The sequence below is a fragment of the Aminobacter sp. Y103A genome, from assembly GCF_030294925.1.
GTDB lineage: Bacteria > Pseudomonadota > Alphaproteobacteria > Rhizobiales > Rhizobiaceae > Aminobacter > Aminobacter ciceronei.
The window spans coordinates 2,563,989-2,590,100 of the sequence record NZ_AP017986.1; the positions used below are offsets into that span (position 1 = coordinate 2,563,989).

General features: G+C 65.4%; 25 protein-coding genes. 10 read left to right on the forward strand and 15 right to left on the reverse strand.

The genetic code is table 11. The features are described 5' to 3' along the window. Positions 1 to 71: 71 nt before the first annotated feature. Both Amn_RS12505 and Amn_RS12510 read right to left on the reverse strand, forming a co-directional pair. On the reverse strand, positions 72 to 1,664 hold the full coding sequence (locus Amn_RS12505; protein ID WP_192319549.1) for an ABC transporter substrate-binding protein: 1,593 nt from the start codon (positions 1,662 to 1,664) through the stop codon (positions 72 to 74). Beyond that, complete coding sequence (locus tag Amn_RS12510) at positions 1,664 to 2,317, reverse strand: helix-turn-helix domain-containing protein (protein ID WP_067962845.1); 654 nt, start codon at positions 2,315 to 2,317, stop codon at positions 1,664 to 1,666. Before Amn_RS12510 ends, Amn_RS12505 begins: the two co-directional genes overlap by 1 nt. A 227-nt stretch (positions 2,318 to 2,544) precedes the next feature. Here Amn_RS12510 and Amn_RS12515 point away from each other — a divergent pair, with 227 nt between their 5' ends. Genes Amn_RS12515 through Amn_RS12535 form a run of 5 tightly spaced genes read left to right on the forward strand, consistent with a single transcriptional unit; the run spans position 2,545 to position 6,530 of the window. Then, the gene (locus Amn_RS12515; RefSeq protein ID WP_067966690.1) at positions 2,545 to 3,537 is read left to right on the forward strand and encodes an ABC transporter permease; all 993 of its coding nucleotides are present in this window, start codon (positions 2,545 to 2,547) and stop codon (positions 3,535 to 3,537) included. Further along, positions 3,537 to 4,442, forward strand: coding sequence for an ABC transporter permease (locus Amn_RS12520; protein ID WP_067962843.1), 906 nt, complete (start codon positions 3,537 to 3,539; stop codon positions 4,440 to 4,442). Before Amn_RS12515 ends, Amn_RS12520 begins: the two co-directional genes overlap by 1 nt. Next, positions 4,439 to 5,269: an ABC transporter ATP-binding protein gene (locus Amn_RS12525; RefSeq protein ID WP_263007358.1), complete on the forward strand. Its 831-nt coding sequence runs from the start codon at positions 4,439 to 4,441 to the stop codon at positions 5,267 to 5,269. Before Amn_RS12520 ends, Amn_RS12525 begins: the two co-directional genes overlap by 4 nt. Continuing rightward, positions 5,266 to 6,009 (forward strand): ABC transporter ATP-binding protein, encoded by a 744-nt coding sequence (locus Amn_RS12530; protein ID WP_067962836.1) that lies wholly within the window; start codon positions 5,266 to 5,268, stop codon positions 6,007 to 6,009. Before Amn_RS12525 ends, Amn_RS12530 begins: the two co-directional genes overlap by 4 nt. Positions 6,010 to 6,023: 14 nt before the next feature. Beyond that, on the forward strand, positions 6,024 to 6,530 hold the full coding sequence (locus tag Amn_RS12535) for a GAF domain-containing protein (RefSeq protein WP_286297425.1): 507 nt from the start codon (positions 6,024 to 6,026) through the stop codon (positions 6,528 to 6,530). 135 nt (positions 6,531 to 6,665) lie between these two features. On the opposite strand, the gene panD is transcribed toward Amn_RS12535, so the two are convergent. From panD to Amn_RS12595, 12 genes are all read right to left on the reverse strand, one after another. Further along, positions 6,666 to 7,118 carry an aspartate 1-decarboxylase gene (panD, locus tag Amn_RS12540; protein ID WP_067962830.1) on the reverse strand — a complete coding sequence of 151 codons (453 nt, stop codon included), beginning with the start codon at positions 7,116 to 7,118 and terminating at the stop codon, positions 6,666 to 6,668. 32 nt (positions 7,119 to 7,150) lie between these two features. After that, positions 7,151 to 8,134, reverse strand: coding sequence for a 3-oxopimeloyl-[acyl-carrier-protein] synthase BioZ (bioZ, locus tag Amn_RS12545; RefSeq protein ID WP_286297430.1), 984 nt, complete (start codon positions 8,132 to 8,134; stop codon positions 7,151 to 7,153). Next, positions 8,131 to 9,393 (reverse strand): adenosylmethionine--8-amino-7-oxononanoate transaminase, encoded by a 1,263-nt coding sequence (locus Amn_RS12550; RefSeq protein WP_067962824.1) that lies wholly within the window; start codon positions 9,391 to 9,393, stop codon positions 8,131 to 8,133. Before Amn_RS12550 ends, bioZ begins: the two co-directional genes overlap by 4 nt. Then, entirely contained in the window at positions 9,390 to 10,049 is a 660-nt protein-coding gene (gene bioD, locus Amn_RS12555) for a dethiobiotin synthase (protein WP_286297435.1), read from the reverse strand. Before bioD ends, Amn_RS12550 begins: the two co-directional genes overlap by 4 nt. After that, complete coding sequence (locus Amn_RS12560; RefSeq protein WP_286297438.1) at positions 10,046 to 11,182, reverse strand: 8-amino-7-oxononanoate synthase; 1,137 nt, start codon at positions 11,180 to 11,182, stop codon at positions 10,046 to 10,048. The genes bioD and Amn_RS12560 overlap by 4 nt, the downstream gene beginning before the upstream one ends. Then, on the reverse strand, positions 11,179 to 12,177 hold the full coding sequence (gene bioB / locus Amn_RS12565; RefSeq protein WP_067962815.1) for a biotin synthase BioB: 999 nt from the start codon (positions 12,175 to 12,177) through the stop codon (positions 11,179 to 11,181). Before bioB ends, Amn_RS12560 begins: the two co-directional genes overlap by 4 nt. Positions 12,178 to 12,239: 62 nt before the next feature. Further along, entirely contained in the window at positions 12,240 to 13,091 is an 852-nt protein-coding gene (nadC, locus tag Amn_RS12570; RefSeq protein ID WP_286297441.1) for a carboxylating nicotinate-nucleotide diphosphorylase, read from the reverse strand. A gap of 2 nt (positions 13,092 to 13,093) precedes the next feature. Beyond that, positions 13,094 to 14,632 carry an L-aspartate oxidase gene (locus Amn_RS12575; protein ID WP_286297444.1) on the reverse strand — a complete coding sequence of 513 codons (1,539 nt, stop codon included), beginning with the start codon at positions 14,630 to 14,632 and terminating at the stop codon, positions 13,094 to 13,096. Continuing rightward, positions 14,629 to 15,603, reverse strand: a complete 975-nt coding sequence (gene nadA, locus Amn_RS12580; protein ID WP_192316942.1) for a quinolinate synthase NadA — start codon at positions 15,601 to 15,603, stop codon at positions 14,629 to 14,631. The genes Amn_RS12575 and nadA overlap by 4 nt, the downstream gene beginning before the upstream one ends. Before the next feature lie 82 nt (positions 15,604 to 15,685). Beyond that, positions 15,686 to 16,630, reverse strand: coding sequence for an NUDIX hydrolase (locus tag Amn_RS12585; RefSeq protein ID WP_067966686.1), 945 nt, complete (start codon positions 16,628 to 16,630; stop codon positions 15,686 to 15,688). Positions 16,631 to 17,057: 427 nt separating this feature from the next. Beyond that, the gene (locus Amn_RS12590) at positions 17,058 to 18,230 is read right to left on the reverse strand and encodes an ABC transporter substrate-binding protein (RefSeq protein WP_067962802.1); all 1,173 of its coding nucleotides are present in this window, start codon (positions 18,228 to 18,230) and stop codon (positions 17,058 to 17,060) included. 299 nt (positions 18,231 to 18,529) lie between these two features. Next, positions 18,530 to 19,465 carry a LysR family transcriptional regulator gene (locus Amn_RS12595; protein ID WP_067962799.1) on the reverse strand — a complete coding sequence of 312 codons (936 nt, stop codon included), beginning with the start codon at positions 19,463 to 19,465 and terminating at the stop codon, positions 18,530 to 18,532. A 228-nt stretch (positions 19,466 to 19,693) separates the two neighbouring features. On the opposite strand from Amn_RS12595, the gene Amn_RS12600 reads away from it, so the two are divergent. From Amn_RS12600 to Amn_RS12610, 3 genes are read left to right on the forward strand one after another with little or no spacing between them, the layout of a single operon-like run. After that, positions 19,694 to 20,851, forward strand: coding sequence for an FAD-dependent oxidoreductase (locus tag Amn_RS12600; RefSeq protein ID WP_154385556.1), 1,158 nt, complete (start codon positions 19,694 to 19,696; stop codon positions 20,849 to 20,851). A gap of 46 nt (positions 20,852 to 20,897) precedes the next feature. After that, positions 20,898 to 21,686, forward strand: a complete 789-nt coding sequence (locus tag Amn_RS12605) for an alpha/beta fold hydrolase (protein ID WP_182573826.1) — start codon at positions 20,898 to 20,900, stop codon at positions 21,684 to 21,686. A gap of 12 nt (positions 21,687 to 21,698) precedes the next feature. Next, the gene (locus tag Amn_RS12610; RefSeq protein ID WP_286297451.1) at positions 21,699 to 22,568 is read left to right on the forward strand and encodes an alpha/beta hydrolase; all 870 of its coding nucleotides are present in this window, start codon (positions 21,699 to 21,701) and stop codon (positions 22,566 to 22,568) included. 3 nt (positions 22,569 to 22,571) lie between these two features. On the opposite strand, the gene Amn_RS12615 is transcribed toward Amn_RS12610, so the two are convergent. Beyond that, on the reverse strand, positions 22,572 to 23,483 hold the full coding sequence (locus tag Amn_RS12615; protein WP_067962785.1) for a LysR family transcriptional regulator: 912 nt from the start codon (positions 23,481 to 23,483) through the stop codon (positions 22,572 to 22,574). Positions 23,484 to 23,669: 186 nt separating this feature from the next. Here Amn_RS12615 and Amn_RS12620 point away from each other — a divergent pair, with 186 nt between their 5' ends. Together Amn_RS12620 and Amn_RS12625 are read left to right on the forward strand one after the other, a co-directional pair. Continuing rightward, complete coding sequence (locus tag Amn_RS12620) at positions 23,670 to 25,103, forward strand: NAD-dependent succinate-semialdehyde dehydrogenase (protein WP_286297456.1); 1,434 nt, start codon at positions 23,670 to 23,672, stop codon at positions 25,101 to 25,103. 37 nt (positions 25,104 to 25,140) lie between these two features. Further along, positions 25,141 to 26,100 carry a dihydrodipicolinate synthase family protein gene (locus Amn_RS12625; RefSeq protein WP_067962782.1) on the forward strand — a complete coding sequence of 320 codons (960 nt, stop codon included), beginning with the start codon at positions 25,141 to 25,143 and terminating at the stop codon, positions 26,098 to 26,100. The last annotated feature ends 12 nt before the right edge of the window (positions 26,101 to 26,112 follow it).

Genomic DNA, 26,112 nt, shown 5'->3' on the forward strand with positions numbered 1-26,112 from the left:
TTGGGGAGGGGGAATGTGAGGTGAGGGCGATGGGACCGCCCGCAATGGGCGGTCCCTGCCAGGCCGGCTCGTCAGTTCTTCTTGACGAGGCGGTAATAGACGAAGTCGGAGGTTGCGCCGTTGACATAGCCTTCGACGTTCTTGGCACGCGCCACCTGGGTCGCGGCCTGGAACATGACGACGATCGGCGACTTCTCCTGCACCTTCTTCTGCAGGTCGACATACATTGCGCTGCGCTTGGCCGGATCGGCCTCGGCGAGAGCTGCCTTGGTCTCGTTGTTCAGCTCTTCCGGAACCGCCCAGCTGTTACGCCAGGTGGTGGTCGACTGGTAGTTTCCGTCGGAGTTGTCGGTGTTGTAGGCAAAAGCCTTGGCGTTGGAGTGCGGGTCCATGAAATCGGGACCCCAGTACAGCAGCATCGCCTCATGTGTGCGTGCGCGGTACTTGGTGATCACCTGCGAGCCGGTGCCCGGCACGATGTCGAAGTTGATGCCGGCTTCGGCGAAGCTTGCCTGCAGCGACTGCGCCATGTCGGTGAACGGCGTCGAATTGATGACGTCGAGCGTCACCTTGATCGGCGTCTTGATGCCGGCGTCAGCCAGGATCTGCTTCGCCTTGGCCGGATCGTAGCTGTAGGGCGTCTCGTCGAGCGAACCCGGGAAGCCCTTCGGCCAGAAGGCCTGGTGCGTCTGCATCTGGCCCTTCAGGAACGTGTCGGTCATGCCCTTGTAGTTGACCAGGTAGCGGGCGGCGTCCCAGACGGCCGGCGGTGTCAGCGATTCCGTCTTCTGGTTGAACGACAGGAAGTGCACGGCCGCCTGCGGATAGGTCTCGGTGGTTACCTTGTCGCTGCCGGCAAGCGTTGCGATCTGGTCCGAGGTCAGGTTCTTGGCCATGTCGACGTCGCCCGACTGCAGCAGCAGTTGCTGGGTCGCGGCTTCGGCGACGTGGCGGATGATGACGCCCTTGATGGCTGGCGCGCCGTTGAAATAGTCGGGGTTGGCGGTCAGGTTGATCAGCTCGCCGGGGCGGAACGCCTTGAGCACGAACGGGCCGGTGCCGGCCGAGTTCGACTTCAGCCAGGCGTTGCCCATGTCGCCATTGGCCTCGTTGGCCTGCAGCGTCACCGCGTCGACGATCGAACCTGGACGGGCGGCCAGCACGTTGAGCACGAAGGCCGAAGCGAAGTCGCCGGCATATTTGATGACGACCTTGTTGCCGTCGGCCTTGACCATCGAATCGAAATTCTCGGGCGTCCAGCCGAGCTGGGTCAGGATGAAGGCCGGTGCCTTGTTCAGCACGATGACACGCTTGAACGAATAGACCACGTCCTCGGCGCGCAGCGGGTTGCCCGAGGTGAACTTGACGCCGTCGCGCAGCGTGAATGTGATGGTCTTGTTGGCGTCGTCGACGGCCCATTCCTTGGCGAGGCCGGCGGCAAGCGTCTTGGTGTCGGCAGCGTCGTATTGGACGAGGCGGTCATAGGTCTGGGAGACATATTCGCCCGACGAGAACTCGTAGGCCTCGGCCGGGTCGATGCTGACGATGTCGTCGATGTTCTGCGCCACCACGAGCACGCCTGCGGGCGTGGCTGCAAGGCTGATGGCGGGCGTCATCGGCATCGCCAGCGCCGCGGCGAGCAGCGCGGCTTTGAACAGTTTCATCATTTTCTCTCCTTTTTGGTTCCCGTTGTCTTCTCTTCGGCCCGCGAACCGCGCAGGGCCGGATGCTCCGTGCGCGACCTGAACATCGGCAAGGTGCCGGTCCACAGCATGCGCGCGAACTGTTGGGTGTCGTTCGACCAGGAATGCGGACGATTGCCGCGGAAATGCAGGCTGTCGCCGGCCGAAAGCACCATCTCTTCGTCCTCGAGGCGCTGGGTGATCGAGCCTTCGAGGATGAACAGGATTTCCTCGCCTTCATGGCTGACCGTCTCGGAGCGGTAACCCGGCGGGACATTGAGGACGAAGGACGAGAGCACGTTGCCGGTGAAGTCGGCGGCGATGCGCTCATAGACGATCGACGAGCCGTCGACCGAGAATCGGTTGCGCTCGGCCGCGCGGGTCAATCCGTCCTCGGCGCTGGGCGTGGCGATGAAATAATCCACACCCACGTCGAGGCTGCGGGCGATCTGGGCGAGGGTGCCGAGCGAGGGGGTGGCATGATCGCGTTCGACCTGACTGAGGTAACCGACCGAAATGCCTGCGGCGTCACACAATTCCTGCAATGTCATCGACAGCTGGCGGCGGCGGGCACGGATCAGCGCGCCAACCTTGGGCTGGCTCGACGGCGTGTTTTTGCTGGCCTCCGAGGACACGCTTTTTTGCTCCCATCAAAATTTTTTTGATCTAACCAAAATTTTTTGTATAGTCCAAGCAGAATTTTGCTCGACAGAAAACATCCGTGCCGCATCCGCGACGCGGCCAATGTGGTAGGAACAAAGACCGCGTGGCATCAGAAACCTCTACCGCCGCCAAGGCGCTTCCAACTGGGCCTGGCGGCTCGTCGCGCAATGCGCGGCACGCCTGGAAAACGGTGAAGGGCCTGCTCGGCGTCATCGTCGCCGTTGCCTTCACCTTCCTCGGCCTCCTTGCCATCACCTTCTTCATCGGCCGCGTCGTGCCGATCGACCCGGTTCTCGCCGTCGTCGGCGACCGCGCCCCGCGCGCCGTCTACGAGGCTGTGCGCATTGAGATGGGGCTGGACAAGCCGCTGATCGTCCAGTTCTTCCACTATGTCGGCAATGTGCTGACAGGTGATCTCGGCATGTCGGTGTCGACGGGCCGACCGGTCGCCGAGGATCTGGCCCGCGTCTTCCCGGCAACGCTGGAGATGGCGACGATCGGCATCATCATCGGCGTGCTGATGGGCGTGCCGATGGGCGTTTATGCCGCCAGCCGCCAGGGCAGCCTGCTCGACCAGGTCATCCGTGTCGTCGGCCTGCTCGGCTATTCGGTGCCGGCGTTCTGGCTCGGCCTCGTTGGTCTCGCGCTGTTCTATGCCAAGCTGCAATGGGTCGGCGGTCCCGGCCGCATCGACATCTTCTACGATGGCCTCGTCGAGCCGGTCACCGGCCTGCTTCTGATCGACAGCCTCATTGCCGGCGACACCGAGATCTTCGTCAACGCGCTGACCCATATCGCGCTGCCGGCTGCGGTGCTCGGCTTCTTCAGCCTGGCCTACATCGCCCGTATGACGCGCTCCTTCATGCTCGACCAGCTGGCGCAGGAATATGTCACCACCGCCCGCGTCAAGGGCGTGTCGGAGCGGCTGGTGCTGTGGCGCCATGCCTTCCGGCCGATCCTCGTGCCGCTGATCACCGTCATCGGCCTGTCCTATGCCGGCCTGCTCGAGGGCTCGGTCATGATCGAGACCGTGTTCTCGTGGCCGGGCATCGGCAACTACCTGACGACGGCGCTGCTCAATGCCGACATGAACGCCGTTCTGGGCGCGACGCTGGTCATCGGCGCCGTCTTCATCGGCATCAACAAGATTTCGGACGTGCTCTACCGCGTCCTCGACCCGAGGGCACGCTGATGGCTACTGGACGTGACTGGCTTCTCGACGATTCGCCGTCCTCGCGCCTGCAGGCCCGGCTTGGCCGCAGCTACCGGCTGAGCCGCGCGCTGGCGCGCAATCCGCTCGCCATGGTCGGCGCGGTCATCGTGCTGACGCTGATCCTGGTGGCGCTGTTCGCACCCTGGATCGCCACCCATTCGCCTGTCGGCCAGGATCTCGCCATGCGGCTCAAGCCGCCGAGCTGGGACAACTGGATGGGCACCGACGAGCTTGGCCGCGACATCTGGAGCCGTGTCGTCTACGGCGCGCGCATCACGCTGATGATCGTGGCGCTGGTGGCCGTGCTTGCCGCGCCCGTCGGGCTGATCATCGGCGCCGTCGCCGGCTATTTCGGCGGCTGGGTCGATCGCATCCTGATGGGCATCACCGACATCTTCCTGTCGATGCCGAAGCTGATCCTGGCACTGGCATTCGTCGCAGCCCTCGGGCCCGGCATCCAGAACGCCATCATCGCCATCGCGATTGCGACCTGGCCCGGCTATGCCCGCATCGCCCGCGCCGAAACCCTGACCATCCGCAATTCGGAGTTCGTTGCGGCCGTCGAGCTGCAGGGCGCTTCGTCGTTCCGCGTCATCGTCAACCACATCCTGCCGCTGTGCACCTCCTCGATGATCATCCGCGTCACGCTCGACATGGCCGGCATCATCCTGACCGCCGCCGGCCTCGGCTTCATCGGTCTCGGCGCCCAGCCGCCGCTGCCGGAATGGGGCGCGATGATCTCGCGCGGCCGCTCCTTCATCCTCGACCAGTGGTGGGTGGCGACGATGCCCGGCTTTGCCATCGTCATCGTCAGTCTCGGCTTCTGTTTCCTCGGCGACGGCCTGCGCGATGTGCTCGACCCCAAGCATGGAGATCGGCAATGAACGCGCTGCTTGAAATCCGCAACCTGAAGGTCACGTTCCCGACGGCGCGTGGTCCTGTCGACGTGGTCAAGGGCCTGTCGCTGACGCTCGGCCGTGAGCGCCTCGGCATCGTCGGCGAGAGCGGCTCCGGCAAGTCGATGACCGGCCGCTCGATCCTGCGGCTGATCCGCTCGCCCGGCCGGGTCACCGCAGATGAGATGACCTTCAACGGCACCGACCTCCTGTCGCTGTCGGAAAAGCAGATGCGCTCGATCCGCGGCGCGCGCATTTCTATGGTGATGCAGGACCCGAAATTCTCGCTCAACCCGGTCATGACCATCGGCGATCAGATCGCCGAGGCATTGCTGACCCACCAGAAGCTGGCGCGCAGCGACATCCGCAGCCGCACGCTTGCGATGCTGGAAGCGGTGCGCATCAACGATCCGGAGCGGGTGCTCGGCCTCTACCCGCACGAGGTCTCGGGCGGCATGGGCCAGCGCGTCATGATCGCGATGATGCTCATCCCGGAGCCCGATCTTCTGATTGCCGACGAGCCGACCTCGGCGCTCGACGTCTCGGTCCAGGCCCAGGTGCTCGAAATCATCGACGACCTGGTCAAGCGCAAGGGCATGGGGCTGATCCTGATCAGCCACGACCTCGACCTCGTCTCGGCCTATTGCGACCGCATCCTGGTGATGCGGAGCGGCGAGGTGGTCGAGGAGTGCGATGCCGGCGAGCTCAGGAACGCCAGGCATCCCTATACGCAGGGCTTGCTCGCCTCGATCCCGCGCCTCGACGAGAGCCGCGACGAGCTTCCTGTCCTCGAACGTACTGGGGCTTCGACATGACGGCGCTGGCCATCGACAATCTCGACATCTCCTATGGCGATTCGAAGGTCACCCACGGCATCGGCTTCGAAGTCGCCGAGGGCGAGAGCTTTGCGCTTGTCGGCGAGAGCGGCTCGGGCAAGACCACCGTGCTCAAGGCCATTGCCGGCATGGCCAAAAGCTGGACCGGCTCGATCTCGGTCTTTGGCGAGCCGCGCACCCATGGCATCGACCGTGCTTTTGCCAGGCAATGCCAGATGGTGTTCCAGGACCCCTATGGTTCGCTGCATCCGCGCAAGACTGTCGATGCGACGCTGAGCGAGCCGCTGACCATCCACGGCATCGGCAACAGCGGCGAGCGCGTCGACGAGGTGATGCAGTCGGTCGGCCTCGACCGCCGCTTCCGCTTCCGTTTTCCGCACCAGCTCTCGGGCGGCCAGCGCCAGCGCGTGGCGATTGCCCGTGCGCTGATCCTCAAGCCGAGGATGCTGTTGCTGGACGAGCCGACCTCGGCGCTCGACGTCTCGGTGCAGGCGGAAATCCTCAATTTGCTCAAGCGCCTGCGCCGCGAGCAGGGGCTGACCTATCTGATGGTCACGCACAATCTGCCCGTCGTGTCGTTCCTGTGCGACCGCCTTGCCGTGATGCGCCATGGCCGGGTCGTCGAGGTAGCTGATGTCGACCAGCTCAAGCGCGGCGAACTCGTCGATCCCTATTCGCGCGAACTGACCAGGTTCAGCGCGTCTCTTCCCAAGACTTGAAATAGAGGTACACCATGACAGAGACCAATTTCGCCGGGGCGCTGGCCGCCTTCGATGCCGCCATTGCGACCACATCAGAGGTCGAGGGCGTGTGGGCGGCGCTGCAGGCTCTGGCCGACGTGATCGTCGGCGCCAAGCTGTTCACCGTGATGAAGCTCGACTGGGCGACCGAAGTTTCGGGCCGCACCTACACCAGCCATCCCGATGCCTATCCCGTCTCGGGCACCAAGCCGATCAACCGCACCCACTGGTTCGAGACGATCCACGTCCAGCGTAAGCCCTTCGTCGCCAACACCATCAAGGACATTGCCGACGTCTTCCCCGATCACGAGCTGATCTGGTCGCTCGGCTGCGGTTCGGTGCTCAACTGGCCGGTCTTTGTCGGCGACGTCATGCTGGGCACCGTCAACATGCTGCATGAAGAGCATTATTACACGCCGGCGCGCGTCGAGGCCGCGAGGCAGCTGTCGCTGGCCGCCAAGGCTGCCTTCCTCGCCGTCGAGCATCTCGAACGCCGCTAGAACCAGATTGATGCCGGGCCGTCTGTCGGCCCGGCTCCAAGGCATGATCCCGAAGAGCGGGACCGGTTTTCGGAAAAGATCATGCGACGGCAAGAAGACAGAGCCCCGTTCCGGTTCATCGGAATGGAACAGGCTCTAATGACTGCTGACCAGTGCCGGGATCGGAAGCCTGGCACTGGCTTCGTCAAGGATCGAGAAGCTGTAGCGGCCGGCCTGGTCGCGCTCGACCGAATAGGTCAGCCGGTCGGCGATGCGGTTGTCCTTGTCGAAGGTCAGGACGCGCGGCTTGAGCGCGGTGATCTCGCTTTCGTTCAGATAGACGGAATTGCAGATGATGACCTGGTCGCCAGCCTGGCATGTGCGGGCGGCAGCGCCATTGAGGATGCAGCAGCGTGAGCCGCGCTCGCCGAGGATGACATAGGTCGAGATCCGCGCGCCGGAGCTCTTGTTCCAGATCTCGACGAACTCCATCGGCAGAATGCCGGCTTCTTCGCAATGATCGGGGTCGAGCGTGATCGAGCCGTGATAATTGAGGTTGGCTTCTGTTACATGGATGCCGTGCAGCTTGCCGGCGACGATCTTGCGCATTGTTCCTCCCTGATCCGCCAGCCGGCGCGACGCTACATTCCAACCACCAACGCACCGCCGGTCATGCCAGCGCCTGCCGCCGAGAGCAAAAGCGTCTCGCCCGGCCGGAACGGCATTGTCCGATGCGCCACCGCCAGCGACAGCGGGATCGTCGCCGCCGACGAATTGCCGTAGTCGGCGATCGTCTTGACGATCCTGTCGTCGGCGATGCCGAGCGACTTGCCCACCGCATTGAAGATGCGGGCATTGGCCTGGTGCGGCACGAAGCGGCTGACGGCTGATGTCTCCAGGCCTGCCGCAGCAAGCGCCTCCGTGGAGCAACGGCTCATCATCTCGACCGCCTTGGCGAACACCGCGCGTCCATCTGCGATGGTCATGCGCGTCTCTGTGATGTCGAGTTCGTCCGAGAAGGGCCGGTTGCTGCCGCCGGCGGGGATCTGGATCAAGCCGTAGCCGCCGCCATCGGCGGAAACGGACGCACCCAGAATGCCGTGGCCCGCGTCGTCGGAAGGCGTCAGCACGACCGCTCCGGCAGCGTCCGCAAACAGCACGCTACTTGCCCGCTCGGCCGGATTGATGCGGCGGCTCAGGATGTTGGCGGCGATGACGATCGCCGGCTTGTTATGCAGCCGCACGAAACCGTCGGCGAAGGTCAGCGCATAGATGAAACCGGCGCAGGCGCCGGCGAGGTCGATGCCGCCCGACCTGGCGAGGCCAAGCTTATGCGCCACCAGAGGTGCGCTCGGCGGCAACAGGTGGTCGGGCGTCGAGGTGGCGAGCAAAAGCAGGCCGACATCCTCGCGCGCGATTTCAGCCTGCTGCAGCGCCATCTCCCCGGCATGTGCCGCGAGGTCGGACAAAGTGTCCCCAGGCTCGGCCCAGTAGCGCGAGCGGATGCCGGTGCGGCCTTCGATCCAGCCGGCATCGAGGCCGAGGCTCGCCTCGATTTCGGCGTTCTCGACCTTGCGGCCCGGCACATGGTGGCCGAAGGCTGAAATGCGCGCGGTCCGGCTCATCCGCTCTTCGCCAGCTCGGCGGCCTCGTCGACGGCGTCATAGAGCCGGTCGAGCTCGGCTGCGGTGACGCAATAGGGCGGCAGTACGTAGATGACGTTGCCGAGCGGGCGGACCAGGTGGCCGCGCTCGAGGAAGAATGCGCGCAGCTTCGGCCCGACTTCGGCGAGATAACCTGCCTTGCCGACAAGCAGGTCGACGGCGGCGATGGTGCCGGCCGTCCGAACATTCTCAAAACGTGCATCGCCGTTGAAGCGCGCGATCTTCTCCGCCTGCATCTTCGACAAGGCCGCCACACGCTCAGTCACCGGCTCGTCGCGCCAGATCCCGACATTGGCGAGGGCCGCAGCACAGGCGATGGGGTTCGCGGTGTAGGAGCTCGAATGAAAGAAGGTCTTGGCGCGATCGGTGGAGAAATGCGCCCGGAAGATCGCGTCAGTGGCGAGCGTCGCCGCCAGCGGCACCGAGCCGCCGGTCAGGCCCTTCGATGTGCAGAGAATGTCGGGCGAGATGCCAGCCTGTTCGCAGGCGAACATGGTTCCGGTGCGGCCCCATCCGGTCATCACCTCGTCGGCGATGAACAGCGTGCCGGACTTTTCGGCGATGCGCTTGAGCTCGGTCAGCACCCGGGCCGGATAGATCAGCATGCCGCCGGCGCCGAGCACCAGGGGTTCGACGATGACGGCAGCAGCCTTGCCGTCGCGGGTCAAAGCTTCGAAGCGGTCGAGCGTCTCCTGTTCGCGGCCGGCTGCGGGGAAGGGGATGGTGTCGACCTCGAACAGCAGCGGGTCGTAGGCGGCGTTGAACACGCCGCGTTCGCCGACGCTCATCGTGCCGATGGTGTCGCCATGATAGCTGTGCTCCATCACGACGAGGCGCGAGCGCGGAGAACCATTGTTGCGGTGGAAACCGAGCGCCATCTTCAGCGCCACCTCGACGCTGGTCGAGCCGCTGTCGGAAAAAAACACCCAGTCGAGGCCTGAGGGCGCCATCTCGACAAGTGCCGAGGCCAATTTTTCCGCTGGCTCGTGGGTCAGGCCGGCGAAGATGACCTGATCGAGTGTTTCGGTGGCATTTCGGATCGCCTCGACGATTTTCGGATGGCGGTGGCCATGGGTGATGACCCACCAGGAGGAGATCGCGTCGAGGATGCGCTTGCCCTCTGTCGTTTCGACATAGGCGCCCTCGGTGCGCGCGATGACGGGCGGCACGGGCTCGGCGGCGTGCTGGGTGAAGGGATGCCAGACGGCGGAACGGCTCATGGCTTTGCCTGCAAGAACTGGGCCTCCAGGAAGTCGGCCGCGTTGAAGCTCGTCCGCATGGCCTCGGCGAGCGTTTCATTTGTCAGCGGGTCGAGCCGGGGCAGGCGGCCAAGCACACGCACATTGCCCATCTCGGCGATGGTGCGCTGGGTGTCTGCCATCTCGTCGCCGATGAAGGCTATGCCCAGCAGCGGCACCGAGCGGGCGCGCAACGCCTCGATGGACAAAAGCGTGTGGTTGATGGTGCCGAGGCCGGTGCGGGCGCAGAGCACCACAGGTGCCGCCCAGCGCGCGAAGACGTCGATGTAGAGCGTGCGCCGGTTGACCGGCACCATCAGCCCGCCGGCGCCTTCAACGACCAGTGGCCGTGCGGTGGCGGGCAGGGCGAGCGCGTCGGTGTCGATCTCGACGCCGTCGAGTTCGGCAGCGCGGTGCGGCGACAGCGGCTCCTTCAGCCGCCACGCCTCAGGCAGCACCCGTTCAGGCGCAAGGCCGGCGAGGCGGGTCACGATCTCGCTGTCGGTCTCTTCCTTGATGCCCGACTGCACCGGCTTCCAGTAGACGCCGTCGAGCAGGGCGGTCAGGCCCGCGGCGAACACGGTCTTGCCGATGCCGGTGTCGGTGCCGGTGACCACGATCGTGGGCTGCGCCGTCATTGCGAGCATTCCTCTTGAAGGGCTGCAAACAGCGAGGAAACATCGTCCTCGCCGATATTGAGCGTCAGCGAGATCCTCAGCCGCGCCGTGCCCTCGGGCACTGTCGGCGGGCGTATGCCGCGGACGTCGAAGCCGCGCGCCTGCAGCGCTTCGGCAAGCTGCATGGCGCGCGCGTTGTCGCCGATGAGGATGGGCAGAATCTGCGATCCGCTCGGCACAAAGCCAAGCGTCTCCGCCTTGTCGCCGGCGAGCTTCACCAGCCGGGCCAGCCGCTCGCGCCGCTCTGGTTCGTCGGCGACGATGTCGAGTGCCGTGGCAGACGCCACCGCCATCAACGGCGAGGGCGCCGTGGCATAGATGAAGGGCCGGCAGCGGTTGACGAGATAGTCGCACAAAACCGCCGAGGCCGTGACCAGCGCGCCCGATGCGCCCAGCGCCTTGCCGCATGTGTGCAGCACGACGACACTGTCGCGGCCTTCGAGATGGTGCGCCAGCCCGCGCCCCTCGGGGCCATAGACGCCCGTCGCATGCGCCTCGTCGACGAACAGGAAGGCCTCGTGCCGGTCGGCGACGGCGGCGAGGTCGTCGAGCGGGGCGAAATCGCCATCCATCGAATAAAGGCTTTCGGTGACGATCCAGGCACGTCCGCTGCCGCCGCCCGTGCGCCAGCTCCGGATGGCGTCGTCCACAGCGCTGGCGTCATTGTGCTTTGCTTCCACCACCTCGGCGCGGCCGGCGCGCGCGCCTTCATGGGCGCTGGCATGGATCAGCTCGTCGAGCACGATCAGATCGCCTTTTTGCGGCAAGGTGGTGAGCACGGCGAAATTGGCGACATAACCGCCGCCGAAGAACAGCGCCCGTTCGGCGCCGAAGAAGCTCGCGGCCTTCTCTTCCAGTGCCTCATGCTCGGGGTCGTTGCCGCGCAACAGCCGCGAGCCGGTGGCGCCGACCGATGTACCGTTGGCGAGGGCAGTGGCAACCGCATCGGCCATGCGCTTGCTGCCGGCCAGCCCGAGATAGTCGTTGGAAGCGAAATCGAGCCCGGCTCGGCCGCTCAGCGCACGCAGCCGACTCTTGCGGGCCAGCCCGCGCAGGCTGGCCTCGTAGCGGTCGAGCAAAGCCCGCCCTGTCACCCCGCGTCGAGCTCCATCGGCTGGATGCCGAGACGACGGAACAACGCCGTGTCCTTGTCTTCGCCGGGGTTTTCGGCGGTCAAAAGCGTGTCGCCGACGAAGATCGAGTTGGCACCGGCAAAGAAACACAGCGCCTGCATCTCGTCGCTCATCGCCGTGCGGCCGGCCGACAGGCGCACATGCGACTTCGGCATCATGATGCGGGCAAGTGCGATGGTGCGGACGAATTCGATCGGCTCGATCGGATCAGCTTCGCCGAGCGGCGTGCCCTCGATCGGGATCAGCATGTTGATCGGCACCGAGTCGGGATGCTCGGGCAGGTTGGCGAGCGTCAACAGCATGTCGACGCGGTCGGCCTTCTCTTCGCCCATGCCGACGATGCCGCCGCAGCAGACCTTGATGCCGCTGTCGCGGACATTGGCCAGCGTATCCAGCCGGTCGGCGAAGGTGCGGGTGGTGATGATCTCGTTGTAGTAGCGCTCGGAGGTGTCGATGTTGTGGTTGTAATAGTCGAGTCCGGCCTGCTTCAGGCGCTGGGCCTGGCCGAGATCGAGCATGCCGAGCGTCATGCAGGTCTCCATGCCGAGTTCCTTGACGCCTTCGATCATGGCGACGACGGCATCCATGTCGCGCTCCTTGGGGCTGCGCCAGGCTGCACCCATGCAATAGCGCGTGGCGCCGCCGTCCTTGGCCTTCTTCGCCTCGGCCAAAACACGCTGCACCTCCATCAGCTTGGAGGCCTTGAGGCCGGATTCATGCCGCGACGACTGGCTGCAATAGCCGCAATCCTCGGGGCAGCCGCCTGTCTTGATCGACAGCAGGCGCGACATCTGCACCCGGTTGGGGTCGAAATTCTCGCGATGGACGGTCTGTGCCCGAAACAGCAGGTCGTTGAAGGGCGAATCGTAGATCGCCTGGGCTTCCGCGCGGCTCCACTGCGGACGCGCGGCATTGATCTCGGTTGCGGCTGCGTTCAGGTGCAAATCGGCGTTCATGCGCTCTCCATTGCCAAGACGTATCCTTGCCATCCCCACCCGGGGCGGGACCTTTGCCCCGGTCAGGGTGCCGTGTCCAGTCCTATATCGAGGATCGGTGCGCTGTGGGTCAGCCAACCTACGGAAATCAGGTCGACACCACTGGCGGCGATGGCGGGGGCGGTGGCGAGGTTGACCCGGCCCGAGGCTTCGGTGATCGCCCGTCCGGCGACCATCCTGACTGCCGTCGTCAGGGTTTCCGGTGACATGTTGTCGAGCAGAACGGCGTCGACACCGAGTTTCAGCACGTCGTCCAGCTGTTCCAGCGTGTCGACCTCGACCTCGATCTTCACCAGGTGGCCGACATTGGCCCGGGCGCGCTCGATGGCCGGGCGAACACCGCCCGAAATGGCGATGTGGTTGTCCTTGATCAGCACCGCGTCGTCGAGGCCGAAGCGATGGTTGGAGCCGCCGCCGCAGCGCACGGCGTATTTCTCCAGCGGGCGCAGGCCGGGCGTGGTTTTCCGGGTGCAGACGATGCGCGCTCTGTGGCCGGCAACCGCATCGACGATGCCTGCCGTGGCGGTGGCGATGCCGCTGAGATGGGACAGGAAGTTCAGCGCCACGCGTTCGCCGGTCAGCAAGCCACGCGCAGGCCCGCTGAGTGTGGCGATGACGTCGCCCGGAACCAGGCGGCTGCCGTCGGGTTTCTCGACCTTCATCTCGATTGCGGGCTCGATCAGGCTGAAGGCAAGCGCTGCCAGGTCGAGACCAGCCACGACGCCCTGCTGGCGCGAGGCGAGCACGACTGTCGCCCGGTGGTCCGCCGGCACGATGGCATCTGTGGTGATGTCGCCGGCGCGGCCGAGGTCTTCCAGCAGGGCGTCGCGCACCAGTGGCTCGAGCATGATCCGGGGCAGGGGGGTGAGGTGCATCGTCAGGCGCTCCGGGCAATGGGCAAGAAATCGAGCGAGGCCGCGGCCTGCTGTGCCGCGTCGAGCGTGATGCGCGATCGGCGCGCCGCGGCGCTGCGCAGGGGGAAGTCGCTGCGGCTATGGGCGCCGCGGCTTTCCTCGCGGCCGAGCGCCGAGACGGCCATCATCAGCGCCACGGCGGCGGGATCGGCTGCCGGCGAATTGCCGCTGGCAATCGGTAGCAGTGCCGCAACTGCCTCGCGCAGGCTTTCGCCGTCGCGCAAGACGCCCAGCGAGGACGAGACGATGTCGCATGCAAAAGCCGGATCGGGGCGTACAGGCACCGGCGGCAAGGCGTTTGCCACATGGTGCGTATCGGCGGAGGCGGCGACGCTGCGTGCCACCCAGCCGGCCACGACGACGGCTTCGGTCAGCGAGTTGCTGGCCAGCCGGTTGGCGCCATGCAGCCCGGATGAGGCGACCTCGCCGCAGGCCCACAGGCCAGGCACGGTGCTGCGGCCTTCGCGGTCCACCGCCACGCCGCCCATGTGATAATGCGCGGCGGGACGCACCGGGATCGGCTCGCGCGCGGGGTTGATCCCGGCGTCGTTGCAGTAGCCCGCAATCGTCGGAAAGCGGTCGGCAAAACCTGCGCCGAGGCATGCCCGGGCGTCGAGAAACACCCGGTGGCCGCGGGCGAGATGGCGATGGACGCCGCGCGCAACCGCATCGCGCGTGGCAAGCTCGGCGCCCGGCAGCTCGGCGAGGAAGCGCCGTCCGGTTTCGTCGATCAGTACAGCGCCTTCGCCGCGCACCGCCTCGCTGACCAGCCGCATCGGCCGCAGCACGCCGTCGAGCGCGGTCGGGTGGAACTGGACGAATTCGAGGTCGGCAAATGCCGCGCCGGCGCGCGCGGCGAGCGCCAGGCCCTGGCCGAAGCAGCCGAGCGGGTTCGTCGTGTCGCGAAACAATGCGCCGACCCCGCCCGTGGCGAGCACGACGCGGCCGGTGGCGAGCGCCATGCTGCCGGTGCCGCCGGCGGCGAGAACGCCTGCGATGACACCGTTTTCGACGAGCAGCCGGCGCGCCGCGAAGCCTTCGACGACTGATATCGACGCGGTGTTGCGGACAGCAGCCACAAGCGCGCGCATCAGTTCGCGTCCGGTCGCGGCCCCTGCAGCGTGCACGATGCGCCTGCGCGCGTGGGCGGCTTCGAGCCCAAGCTGCAGGGTGCCGCCGGCATCGCGATCGAAGGCGACGCCCAGCGCGGCGAGCCTGTCGATGGCCCGTGGCGCCGCCTCGACGATGCTGCGGACGATTGCCTCGTCGCACAGGCCGTCGCCGGCAGCCAGCGTGTCGGCGAGATGCAACTCCGGCGAGTCGTCGTCGCCCATCGCCGCCGCGAGCCCGCCTTGCGCGATCGCGCTCGAGGCGTCGCTGCCCAGTGGCGCGGCAGAGAGCAACACGACCGGCTCCGGCGCCAGCTCGAGCGCCGTCATCAGGCCGGCGAGCCCGCCGCCGATGATGACGGGGCGTCCGGCCAGGCGGGCGACGTCGGTCATACCGCAAGCATCCGTTCGACGGCGAGGCGGGCGCGCTCGGCGACGGCCGGGTCGATGGTCACGGCGTGTTCGTTGCGTTCGAGGGCGGAGCGGATATTGCCGAGCGTGATCAGCTTCATGTGCGGGCACAGATTGCACGGCCGGATGAACTCGACGTCGGGATGGTCGACGGCGACGTTGTCGCTCATCGAGCATTCCGTCACCAGGACGACGCGAGCCGGCTTCTCACGGCCGACATAGTCGGACATCGCGGCCGTCGAGCCGGCGAAATCGGCTTCGGCAACGACCTCGGGCGGGCATTCCGGGTGGGCCAGCACGGTAACGCCGGGATGGGCGGCGCGCATCTCGCGGATGTCTTCGGGCGTGAAGCGCTCATGCACCTCGCAATGGCCTTTCCAGGCAATGATCTCGACGTCGGTCTGGGCGGCGATGTTCTGCGCCAGATATTCGTCGGGCAGCATCAGCACGCGCGGCACGCCGAGCGATTCCACTACCGCTTTGGCATTGCCCGAAGTGCAGCAGATGTCCGACTCCGCCTTCACCGCGGCCGACGTGTTGACATAGGTGACAACAGGCACGCCGGGATAGCGCTGGCGCAGCAGGCGGATGTCTTCGGGCGTGATCGAATCGGCCAGCGAGCAGCCGGCGCCCATGTCGGGGATCAGCACCGTCTTGGACGGGTTCAGCAGCTTGGCGGTCTCGGCCATGAAATGCACGCCGGCGAGCACGATGACGTCGGCCTCGACCTCCATCGCCTTGCGCGCAAGCGCCAGGCTGTCGCCGACGATGTCAGCGACACAATGGAAAATTTCCGGTGTCTGGTAGTTGTGCGCCAGGATGACGGCGTTGCGCTCGCGTTTGAGGCGCAGGATGGCGTCGATGTCATCGGAAAAGACCGGCCACTCGATGGCGGGAATGACGCGCTGGACGCGGTCATAGAGCGAGGCGGCGGAAGGGGTCATGCCAGACATCGTTGCTCCTATTATGCTCGAACTGAGTATAATTGGGGCATATGCTTAGCATGAGCATAAGCTCTGTCAAGCCGCGAATTGGCTATTTGGTGCCGGCGACCAGACGTTCGTCGAGCACGGCGTGGCGGAAACGGAACAGTTTCGCCGGGCGTCCACCGGTGTCGGCGCTCATTTCGCCGGTTTCCTCGACCAGGTCCTGCTGCTCGATAAGGCGGCGGAAATTCTGCTTGTGCACGGTAACGCCTGCCAATGCTTCGACCGCGCGCTGCAACTGCAGCAGCGTGAAGGCCGGCGGCATCAGCTCGAACACGACGGGGCGATATTTGATCTTGGTCCGGAGGCGGCCGATGCCGGTGGCGAGGATTCGCCTGTGATCGCCGGTCATGGTCCGGCCCGGCACGGCAGGGGCATTCGTGTCGCCTTTCGCGCGCACCGCCTCTTCGACCAGACCTGCCTCGAACAGCAACTCGTAGCGCTGCAGCACCAGCTCTTCGTTCCAGTGACGGTCGTCGAAGCCGAAAGCGCCGGCGGCGCGGCGCAGCCGGTTCTGCCGCTTGTCCTGTTGCTCGGCAGCATCAGCCCACTGACGCAGGCGCGGCACGATGATGTCGTCGATAATTGCGGGCGCGCCCGTACGGTGGTCTTCCCAGGGGAAGAATTCGTACCAGTTGCGCCAGCTGCCCGGCGGCGTGCGGTGCGAGGGCTCTTCGCGCGTCAGGCCGAGATAGCTGATCGAAATCACCCGACGGGTGGCTTCCTCGATGCTGCGGTCGCGGTCGGCGAAGGTGTAGAGCTGCTCGATGTATCCAAGCGGGTGGCCGGTCTGCTGCTCCACCCAGTCGCGCAGTCCCGATTGCAGCGAACGATGGCCAAGCGCGAATGGGCCCGAGGGCAGGGTGGTGCCCTCCTTGACGGTGAGCACGACAGGATTTCCGTTGGGGGCCGCGACGAGCACCGCAATCAGATCCGCGCTGATCGCACGACGCTCAGCTGCACCTTCCTTGTCCGCCCCTGGTGTCTTCAGCATCTTGCCCTTCGTCGATTTCCGGCTGCAATCGGAAAGCCAGATGGACCAAAGGTCAACACCCAATTGCCTGCCGCCGACCTTCATCACATCAAGTGTTTGATGGTTATTGGCCTGCAAAGCCAAGAAAATCCACATGCCGAAGGGGATTACCGCGTGACGATGGGTAAAGCTGTCTCGCCGGGCTGACAAGAAGCTGACGCGTGTGTGGGGAAATGCTGAACAGCCCCGAAAGCAGCATCGATACCAAGGACATCGCTTTGCTTGGCCGAGAGGTCTTCTACGTCGGCAGCCACGCTGCAACTGCCTGAGGCCAGTCGCTCAGCGGAGAGCCTGGCCACTGCTGCCGGGGCTGCAGGCCCCGTCGCGCATCTTGGTCGAGTGCGCGTCCCGGGACCACCCGCCCCGGGACGCGTGTCTCCTTTGTCGATCAGTCCGTCGGCATCTTGCAGTCGGCGGCGTAGCTGTCGCTGTGCGCCGTCAGCACCTTGCTCTCGGTCTTGAGCACCATCTTGCCGTCAGCGCCCTTTTCCGCCTTGAGCGAATACCAGTCCTGCACCGGATGCTGGTTGGGGCCGAACTTGAACGAACCGCGGACCGACGGGATTTCAGACGTCAGCAGCGCCTTGCGGAAGGCCGGCAGGTCGTCGACATCAGACTTTTCCAGGCCGGTGCCGATCAGAAGTGCCGCGTCATAGCCCTGGGCGGCGTAGTAGGTGATCGGACGGTCGCCGAACTTGGCCTTCCAGGCCGTGACGAAGTCCTTGTTCACAGGATTGTCGAAGTCGTCGTTCCAGTGGCTGGTGACCTTCACGCCGAGCGCGGCGTCGCCGACGGCACCGACGATGACCTGGTCGAGGGACGCCGGATGGACGACCATCGGGATGTCCTTGAGCAGGCCGGCCTGCTGGTACTGGCGCATGAAGGCGATGCCGAGGCCGCCCGGCTCGAACTCGTAGACGACGTCGGGTTTGGCGGCTCGGATCTGCGCCATCTCGGCGGCGAAGTCGGTCTGGTCGAGGCCGGTGTAGGTCTCGCCGACGACCTCGCCCTTGTAGAAGCGCTTGAAGGCGCCCATCGTTTCCTTGCCGGCCTGGTAGTTCGGCGCGATCAGGAAGGCCTTCTTGTAACCGAGCGACTGGGCAAGGGCGCCGGCGCTTTCGCCCTGGCTGTCGTCCTGCCACGAACTGACGAAATAGTTCGGGTGGCATTCCTTGCCGGCGAAGGTGGCGGATGCGGTGTTGGCGCTGACATAGATCGCGTCGCCGTCGAGAATGTCGGGCAGGGCGGCGAAGGCGACGTTGGCGAACACCATGCCGGTGAACAGCTTGATGCCCTGCTCGGACAGCATCTTGTCGGCGATCTGCTTGGCATTGCCCGGCTTCAGGCTGTCGTCCTCGACCACCAGTTCGACCGCCTTGCCGCCGAGCTGGCCCTGGTTGGCATCGATGGCGAGCTGGAAGCCGTCGCGGATGTCCTGGCCGAGATAGCCGGCGGGACCCGAAAGCGTCGTGATCATGCCGATCTTGAGCGGGTCCTCGGCATAGGCCGCACTGACCGACAAAGCCAGGACGGCGGCCGACAAGATTCCCTTGAAATGCATCAGATTATTCCTCTTCCCCAAAATTCCCGACCGCTCGGGCAAAGCCTCCGCAATCCTCGATCGCGGGCTGTGCCGGCCGTCGCAGTGGACGCTTCAAAGGGAGGGGCAGCAGGGCAGGCGGACGCTGCCCGTCGCCGGCGCATCAGCTCGCCGGTCGTCGTCGGGCAGAAACCGCAGGCAACAGCTGCTCCTCCGCAGTGTTGTCCAATCGCCCAAGCTTGGCCCAACCAGCATTCCGGTAAATGGAAAACTCGTCATCCAGCCATGACGTCTGGGAATATCAATCGTCCAGCGATTACTTATACGTCATGGCGCGCCAGGTCGGCGGCGGTGCGGCGCAGCGTCTCCACCAGCACTTCGGCCGCCGGCGACAGCCGCGCATTGGTCCGGGTGGTGATGCCCATCGGCATGGCCGTGGCGCGCAAGGTCACCGGCAGGATGACGATGGCGCCGGCGGCAGCCTCGCGGCGCGCCACCTGGGCGGGGAACACGCCGAGATAGTCGGCATCGATCAAAAGCGCCCGATTGGTCAGAAGCGAAACGGAATCCACCGCATGCGACGGCGGCTCGAGGCCTTCCTCGCGAAAGGCGATGTCGATCTGGCGGCGCAGGCTGGTTTCCTGTGGCGGCAGGATCCACTCCCAGCCAATCAGGTCGGCGAGGCTGAGCGCGCTGCGCTCGGCCAGCGGATGACCGCGGCGCGCGACGACACAGGCAATGTCGTCCATCAGCGTCTCCTGCACGACATTCAGCCGGTCGCGCTGCTCGGACAGGCGCCCGACCACCATGTCCAGCTCGCCGGCGCGCAAGGCCGGGATCAGCACGTCGTTGGTGCCCTCGACGATCTTGACCACCAGCTTGGGCCGTTCCTTGCGCAGCCGGGCGATGGCCGTCGGCAGCAATTCGGCCGAGGCCGACAGCAAGGTGCCGATGGCGACGCGGCCGCCGGTGCCGTCGCGCAGGTCGGCGAGATGCTCTTCGGCATGCGCCAACTGGGTGATGACGAGGCGCGCGTGCTCGGCCAGCGTGTCGCCGAACATCGTTGGCACGACGCCGCGATTGGTGCGGTCGAACAGCCTCGCCTTGGTCAGCGCCTCGATTTCCTGCAGCGCCTTGGTCACCGCCGACTGGGTCATGTTCAGCCGCTTGGCGGCGCGCACCAGATTGCCCTCTTCGACGATCGCCACGACCATGCGCAAATGGCGGATGGTGAGACGGCTGGTGACGAGTTTCATCGGAGCCTCACTTTCAAGTCGTTATGCCAGATTGATATTCCAAATCCTCATAGGAATTTCCAGAGAATTCACTTGTCTGAATGTCCAATCGCTGGAAACTTGGCTGGAGGAGGCGTTGGCGGCGCAAGGCGTTGCCAGCGCGCGGAGGCATTTTCGGCCTGAGGCGCCCCATTGCGGCCAGGCCCCAGACGTCGGCAGGATCTGCCGCACGGGGAGGACAATCCAGACATGACCGACAAAACCGGAACCAGGCGCCATGCGGAGATCGCAGGCGCTGGAATTGGCGGGCTCACCACGGCTGCCGCACTCGCCCAGCGCGGCTGGTCGGTGACGGTGCACGAGCGCGCGCCGAACCTGCGCACCTTTGGCGCCGGCATCTACATCTGGAGCAACGGCCTGCGCGTGTTGAAGGCCATCGGCGCTTATGACCAGGCCGTCGTCGGCGCCCATATCGGCCCGCAGTTCCACACCCGTGACCATGACAACACGACGATGGAGGAAATCCCCATCAACGGCCAGGGCGACGCCAGGCTGATCACCATCCTGCGCGAGCAGCTCATCAATTCACTGGTCGATACCTGCCGCCGCAGCGGCGTCGAGATCCTGACCAATTCGGAAGCGGTCGGCGCGACGCCGGAGGGCGAGCTGCTGCTCGCCGACGGCACGCGACGCAAGGCCGACCTCGTCGTCGGCGCCGACGGCATCAACTCGAAGCTGCGCGACTCGCTCGACCTGATGATGTACCGCAAGCATCTCGGCTATGGCGCCATCCGCATGCTGATCGGCCGCGACGACGCCGACGTGCCGGCAGAGGACCGCGACCGCTACATCGAATATTTCACCGGCACCCGCCGCATACTCTACACGCCGGCCAGCGCCACCGATCTCTATGTCGCGCTGTGCTGCGCCGCCGACGATGCGGCAGCGCTCAAGGTTCCGGCCGACCGCGCGCTGTGGACCCAATCCTTCCCGCATCTCGCCCATCTGGTCTCGCGCTTCGGCGATGCCGGCCGCTGGGACGCCTTCGAGGTGGTCAAGCTCAAGAAGTGGAGCAAGGGCCGCACGGCGATCCTGGGTGACGCAGCACACGCCATGCCGCCATATCTCGGCCAGGGCGGCGGTTGCGCCCTGATGAACGGCCTCGGGCTTGCCGCCGCCGTGGCCGATGCGCCCGACATCGAGCAGGCGCTTGCTGCCTGGGAAGAGCGCGAACGCCCGATCACCGAACATACGCAAGACACCGCCGAGCGGCTCGGCGACATGAATTTCTGGCCCGACGAATTGCGCTCCGAGGTGATGAAGATCACCGGCAAGAGCCGCGAACTCGGCGCCGAGCGCATGAAGACGGCGCGGTATCAGCCGACCGCCACCGAGCCGCTCGCCTGACCAGCAAACATCGGGTGCTGTGCGCCCCAGACTTCGGAGACTTCAGATGAAATCCATCCAGATCGGCGCCAACACGCTGTCCTACGACGAGGCAGGCGAGGGCGAGGTTCTCTTGTTGCTGTCGGGCTGGTGCCAGGACCACCGCCTGTTCAAGACGCTGGCGCCCGAACTCGCCAAGACCCATCGCGTCATCCGCCTGGACTGGCGCGGCCATGGCGAGCATCGCGAGCATGACGGCGACTTCACCGTCGACGACCAGGCGTCCGACGTCGCAGCCTTCCTCGACAAGATGAACATCGACAGGCTGGTGCCGGTGTCGACCTCGCATGGCGGCTGGGCCAATATCGAGGTGACCGATCGTCTTGATGTGGCGCGCATCCCGCGCACCGTCGTCATCGACTGGATCCAGACCACGCCGAACGAAGACTTCTTCCGTATGATCGACCACATCCAGGATCGCACCAACTGGGAAAACGGCCGCGGCGATTTCTTCAACTACTGGATCGGCGACACCGAGAACCAGGACATCGTCAATCACGTCAACAACGAGATGGCCAAATACAGCTTCGAAATGTGGGCGCGGTCCGGCCGCGAGATCGGCAAGGCCTACCGCAAATGGGGCAACCCGATGCAGCGCATGGCGGCACTGAAGGACAAGCGTCCGATCACCCACATCTATTCGCAGCCTTTCGAGCCGGAATATGCTGAGGCGCAGCTCGATTTCGCTGCCGGCAACGACTGGTACAAGCCCAACAAGCTGCCCGGGAGAACGCACTTCCCTACGCTCGAGCAGCCCAAGGTGGTGGCCGACACCATCCGTGCCTTCGTCGCCTGACAGGAGGTGTGCATGAGCGTGCTTGCCGAAGAAGCCAACTGGCCGCGTGACGTCCTCGACCGCGACTATGGCGCGCGGGCGTCCGTGACGCCCGAGGTCTTCGGGGCGGCAATGCGTGACTACCGAAGCCGTTCCGAGGAGATGCGGGACCATGCCACGCATCTCGACGTCGTCTACGACGAAGAGAGCGGCCAGACGATCGACATCTACGGCACCTCAGGCGAGGCGCGGCCGGTGTTCGTGTTCATCCATGGCGGCTACTGGCGCATGCTCTCCAAGCACGATTCCGCCTTCATGGCTGATATGCTGGCGACGAACGGCATCGCCACCGCCGTGGTCGATTACCGGCTGGCGCCCGAGGCGTCGCTCGACGAGATCGTGCGCGAGGTCAGGGCGGCGATCAGCTTCCTGTGGAAGAATGGCCGTGCGTTCGGCATCGATCCTGCACGCATCCATGTCGGCGGCAGCTCGGCCGGCGGACATCTGACCGGAGCGGTGCTCTCGCGCGGCTGGCATGACGAGGCAGGTGTGCCGGAGAACGTCATCAAGGGCGCGCTGCCGATCAGCGGCCTGTTCCAGCTCGCGCCGATCTCGAGATCCTTCGTGCAGGACTGGATCAAGCTGGACGACGCGGCGGTGAAACGGCTGAGCCCCGCCGCCAACCTGCCCAGGGTCGGCTGCCCGATCGTCGTTGCCTATGCCGATGGCGAGCCCGACGGCTTCCGGCGGCAATCGACCGCATATGACCAGATGTGGCGCGAGGCTGGTTTTGCCTCCGAGCTGATGGAAATCCCCGGCCGAAATCATTTCGATGTCCTGCTCGACCTTGCCTCGGAGGACACGGTCCTGTCTCAGGCCTTGCTCCGCCTGATCAAGGGCTGAGCCTTAGCTGGCGTCGCGCGGCGTCAATTGCTGCGCGTAGCGGCGCACGACACTGGCAAAGGCCGAGACGGCAGGCGACACCGAGCGCCCGGTGGCGTGGATCAGCGACACCTCGCGCGAGATGGTCGGTTCGGCCAAGGGCTTGCCGGCGACCTTCCTGAACCGCGCCGCCGCCAGCGCATAGGTGGGCAGAACGGCGATGCCGAGGCCGGCTTCGACAAGCGCGATGGCCGTCGTCACCTGCGTCACCTCGAAGGCCGGCTTGAACGGCATCTGCGCCATCTCGAAGCCGACCTCGACCAAGAGCCGGATGCCGCTGTCGCGCGTCAGCGTGATCAGCGGCTGGTCCGCCAGGGCCGCCCATCTGACCGTCTCCGCGCCAAAGAACGGACTGCGGTGGTCGCAGAACAGCATCAGGCTGTCGCGCACCAAAGACAGCCTTTCTATGCCGTCCTCGGCCGGAGAAAAGGTGCCGAGGCCGCAATCGGCCTGGCCGCTGCGCACGCTGTCGACAATCTGCTCGGTGCCGACGTCGGCAAGTTGCACCGATATGCCGGGATAGCTCTTCTGGAACTCGGCAATCGCCTGCGGCAGCACCACCGAGGCGAGCAGCGGCGGCGCGGCAATGCGCAGGCGTCCGCGCCGGCGTTCGGCCAGCATGTGCACGCCTTCCACCGCATGCTCCAGTTCCTCGATCACCTTGGTTGCAGAGTTCTGGAACTCGCGGCCGGCATCGGTCAGCTCGACCCGCCGCGTGGTGCGGTCGAACAGGCGCACCGACAGTTCCGCCTCGAGATCGCGGATTGCCTGCGACAGCGCCGGCTGCGCCGTGCCCAGCCGCTTCGAGGCGCGCGAAAAGCTGCCGAGCTCGGCGACCGCCAGGAACTGCTGGATCTGCTTGATGGTGATCTTCACTGATGTCTCCGCGCACGGCTCCGGCGGCCGGCCTCTTGCGTCGCAAACTTATACAGAAAACAGTCTTAATTTATCAGATAAATCCATCTTGTCGATATAATGGTTTCCGTCGATGTTGGCACCAAGACGCACGGGCCGCTGCCCGGAACCGTCGAACTGATGCCAATTGCGAAGCCGAGGCGCCCGATGTCCAACTACCCCGATCTCCAGCTTTACATCGGCGGCGCCTGGCGGCGGACGGCGGAAACGCTGCCTGTCATCAACCCGGCTGACGAGAGCGTGATCGGCGCTGTTCCCGTCGCATCCACCGGAGATCTCGACGCTGCGCTCGAAGCCGCCGAGCGCGGTTTTGCCGTCTGGCGCAAGACCTCGCCCGCCCGCCGCGCCGAGGTGCTGCGCAAGGCGGCTGCACTTCTGCGCGAGCGCATCAACGAGGTTGCCACCGACATCACCCGCGAGCACGGCAAGCCGTTCCAGCAGGCGCGCCTCGAAGTCATTCGCGGCGCCGAGTTCTTCGAATGGGATGCCGGCGAAGCGCAGCGCACCTATGGTCGCGTTATCCCGAGCGAACCGGGCATCCGCTACATCGTCCATCACCAGCCGATCGGCACTGTGGCGGCGTTCTCGCCATGGAATTTCCCGATGAGCCAGCCGGCGCGCAAGATCGCCGGCGCCCTGGCCGCCGGCTGCTCGATCATCATCAAGGCCGCCGAGGAGACCCCGGCAGGCTGCCTGCACATCGCACGCGCCTTCCATGATGCTGGCCTGCCGGCTGGCGTGCTCAACCTCGTCTTCGGCATTCCGGCGCAGATTTCCGAATATCTCATCCCGCAGGAGCAGGTGCGCCTGATTGCCTTCACCGGCTCGACCGCCGTCGGCAGGACGCTGACCGGCCTTGCGTCCCGTTATGTCAAGCCGACGCTGATGGAGCTCGGCGGCCACGCCCCTGTCATCGTCTGCGACGACGCCGATCCGGTGAAGGCCGGCATTGCCTCGGCCATCCGAAAGGTGCGCAATTCCGGCCAGGTCTGCACCTCGCCGACGCGGTTCTTCGTCCATGAGAGCGTCTACAAGCCGTTCACCGAGGCCTTCATCGAGCGCGCCCGCGCCGTCAAGGTCGGCAACGGACTGGAAGAGGGTGTCGAAATGGGCCCGGTGGCCAACCATCGCCGCGTCGAGGCGATGGAAATGCTGGTCGCCGACGCCGTCTCGAAGGGCGCCAAGCTTCTGCTCGGCGGCGAGCGGCCGCGCAACAGCGGTTATTTCTATCCGCCGACGGTCCTCGCCGATCTGCCCGGCGAAGCCCGCGTCATGCGCGAGGAGCCGTTCGGCCCGCTGGCGGTGATCAATCCCGTCTCCTCGCTCGAAGAGGCGATCGAGAAGGCCAATGGCGTGCCTTTCGGCCTCGCCGCCTACGCCTTCACCAATTCGGCCGCCAATGTCGACCAGATCACCGACGATCTGGAAGCCGGCAACGTCTCGATCAACACGCTGGAGGCCTCGGTCGCCGAGACGCCGTTCGGCGGTGTCAAGGAGAGCGGTTTCGGTCGCGAAGGCGGCGCCGAAGGCATCCTGCACTACACCGTGATCAAGAACGTTTCGCACCGCATGGCAATCTAGCCGAAGCCCGCAATCGCCTCGTAAAGGTTCGCATTCGATGAAGTACGACAAGAAGACCGCCAAGGCCCATTCGAGGGCGACGATGAAGGGCATCTGGGCTGCCGCCCTGATGCCGTTCAAGGACGACCTCTCGATCGACGAGGACGGTTTCCGCAGCAATGTCGATCACTGGATCGGCGACCTCGGTATTGACGGCTTCTTCATTGCCGGCAAGCAGGGCGAGTTCTTCTCGATGTCGCTCGACGAGCGCAAGCGTTGCTTCGACCTCGCCGTCGACGCCTGCGCCGGCCGCGCCCAGACCATCATGTCCTGCTCCGACCAGAACATGGACGTCGTCATCGACCTCGCCAAGCACGCCCAGAAATGCGGCGCCGACTACATCGTCGTGCACGCGCCGATCCTGCATTTCTTCAAGGAGCAGGACGAGACGCTGCTCAACTACTATCGCACCATCGCCGACAAGGTGGACATCGGCATAGCCCTCTGGAGCCATCCCGACAGCGGCTATCTGATGAGCCCCGAACTGTGCAACAAGCTCGCCGACATCGAGAACGTGGTCGCCATCAAGTATTCGGTGCCGCGGCCGATGTATTCCGAACTGACCCGGCTTGCCGGCGACCGCATCCTCGTCAGCACCGCCTCAGAGGAGGAGTGGCTGGACAACATCCTCGAGCTCAACTGGCAGCTCTATCTCTGCTCGTCGCCGCCTTATCTGATCCAGACCAAGCACGACAGGCGCATGCGCGAATACACCGACCTTGCCTTGTCAGGCAAAGCCGAGGAAGCACGCCGCATCCGCGACAGCCTCGACCCGGTGCGCGCAGCACTCAAGAACACGCGCCCGGCCGAGAAGCCGCATTCGCACCAGAAGTACTGGCAGGAGCTTCTGGGGCAGGCAGGTGGATGCGTGCGCCCGCCGCTGCTCGAACTGACCGAGGACGAAAAGCGCGCCACCCGCGCCGCCTTCGAGGCATGTGGGCTGAAGACTTCAGCCTGACCGATCATTCCG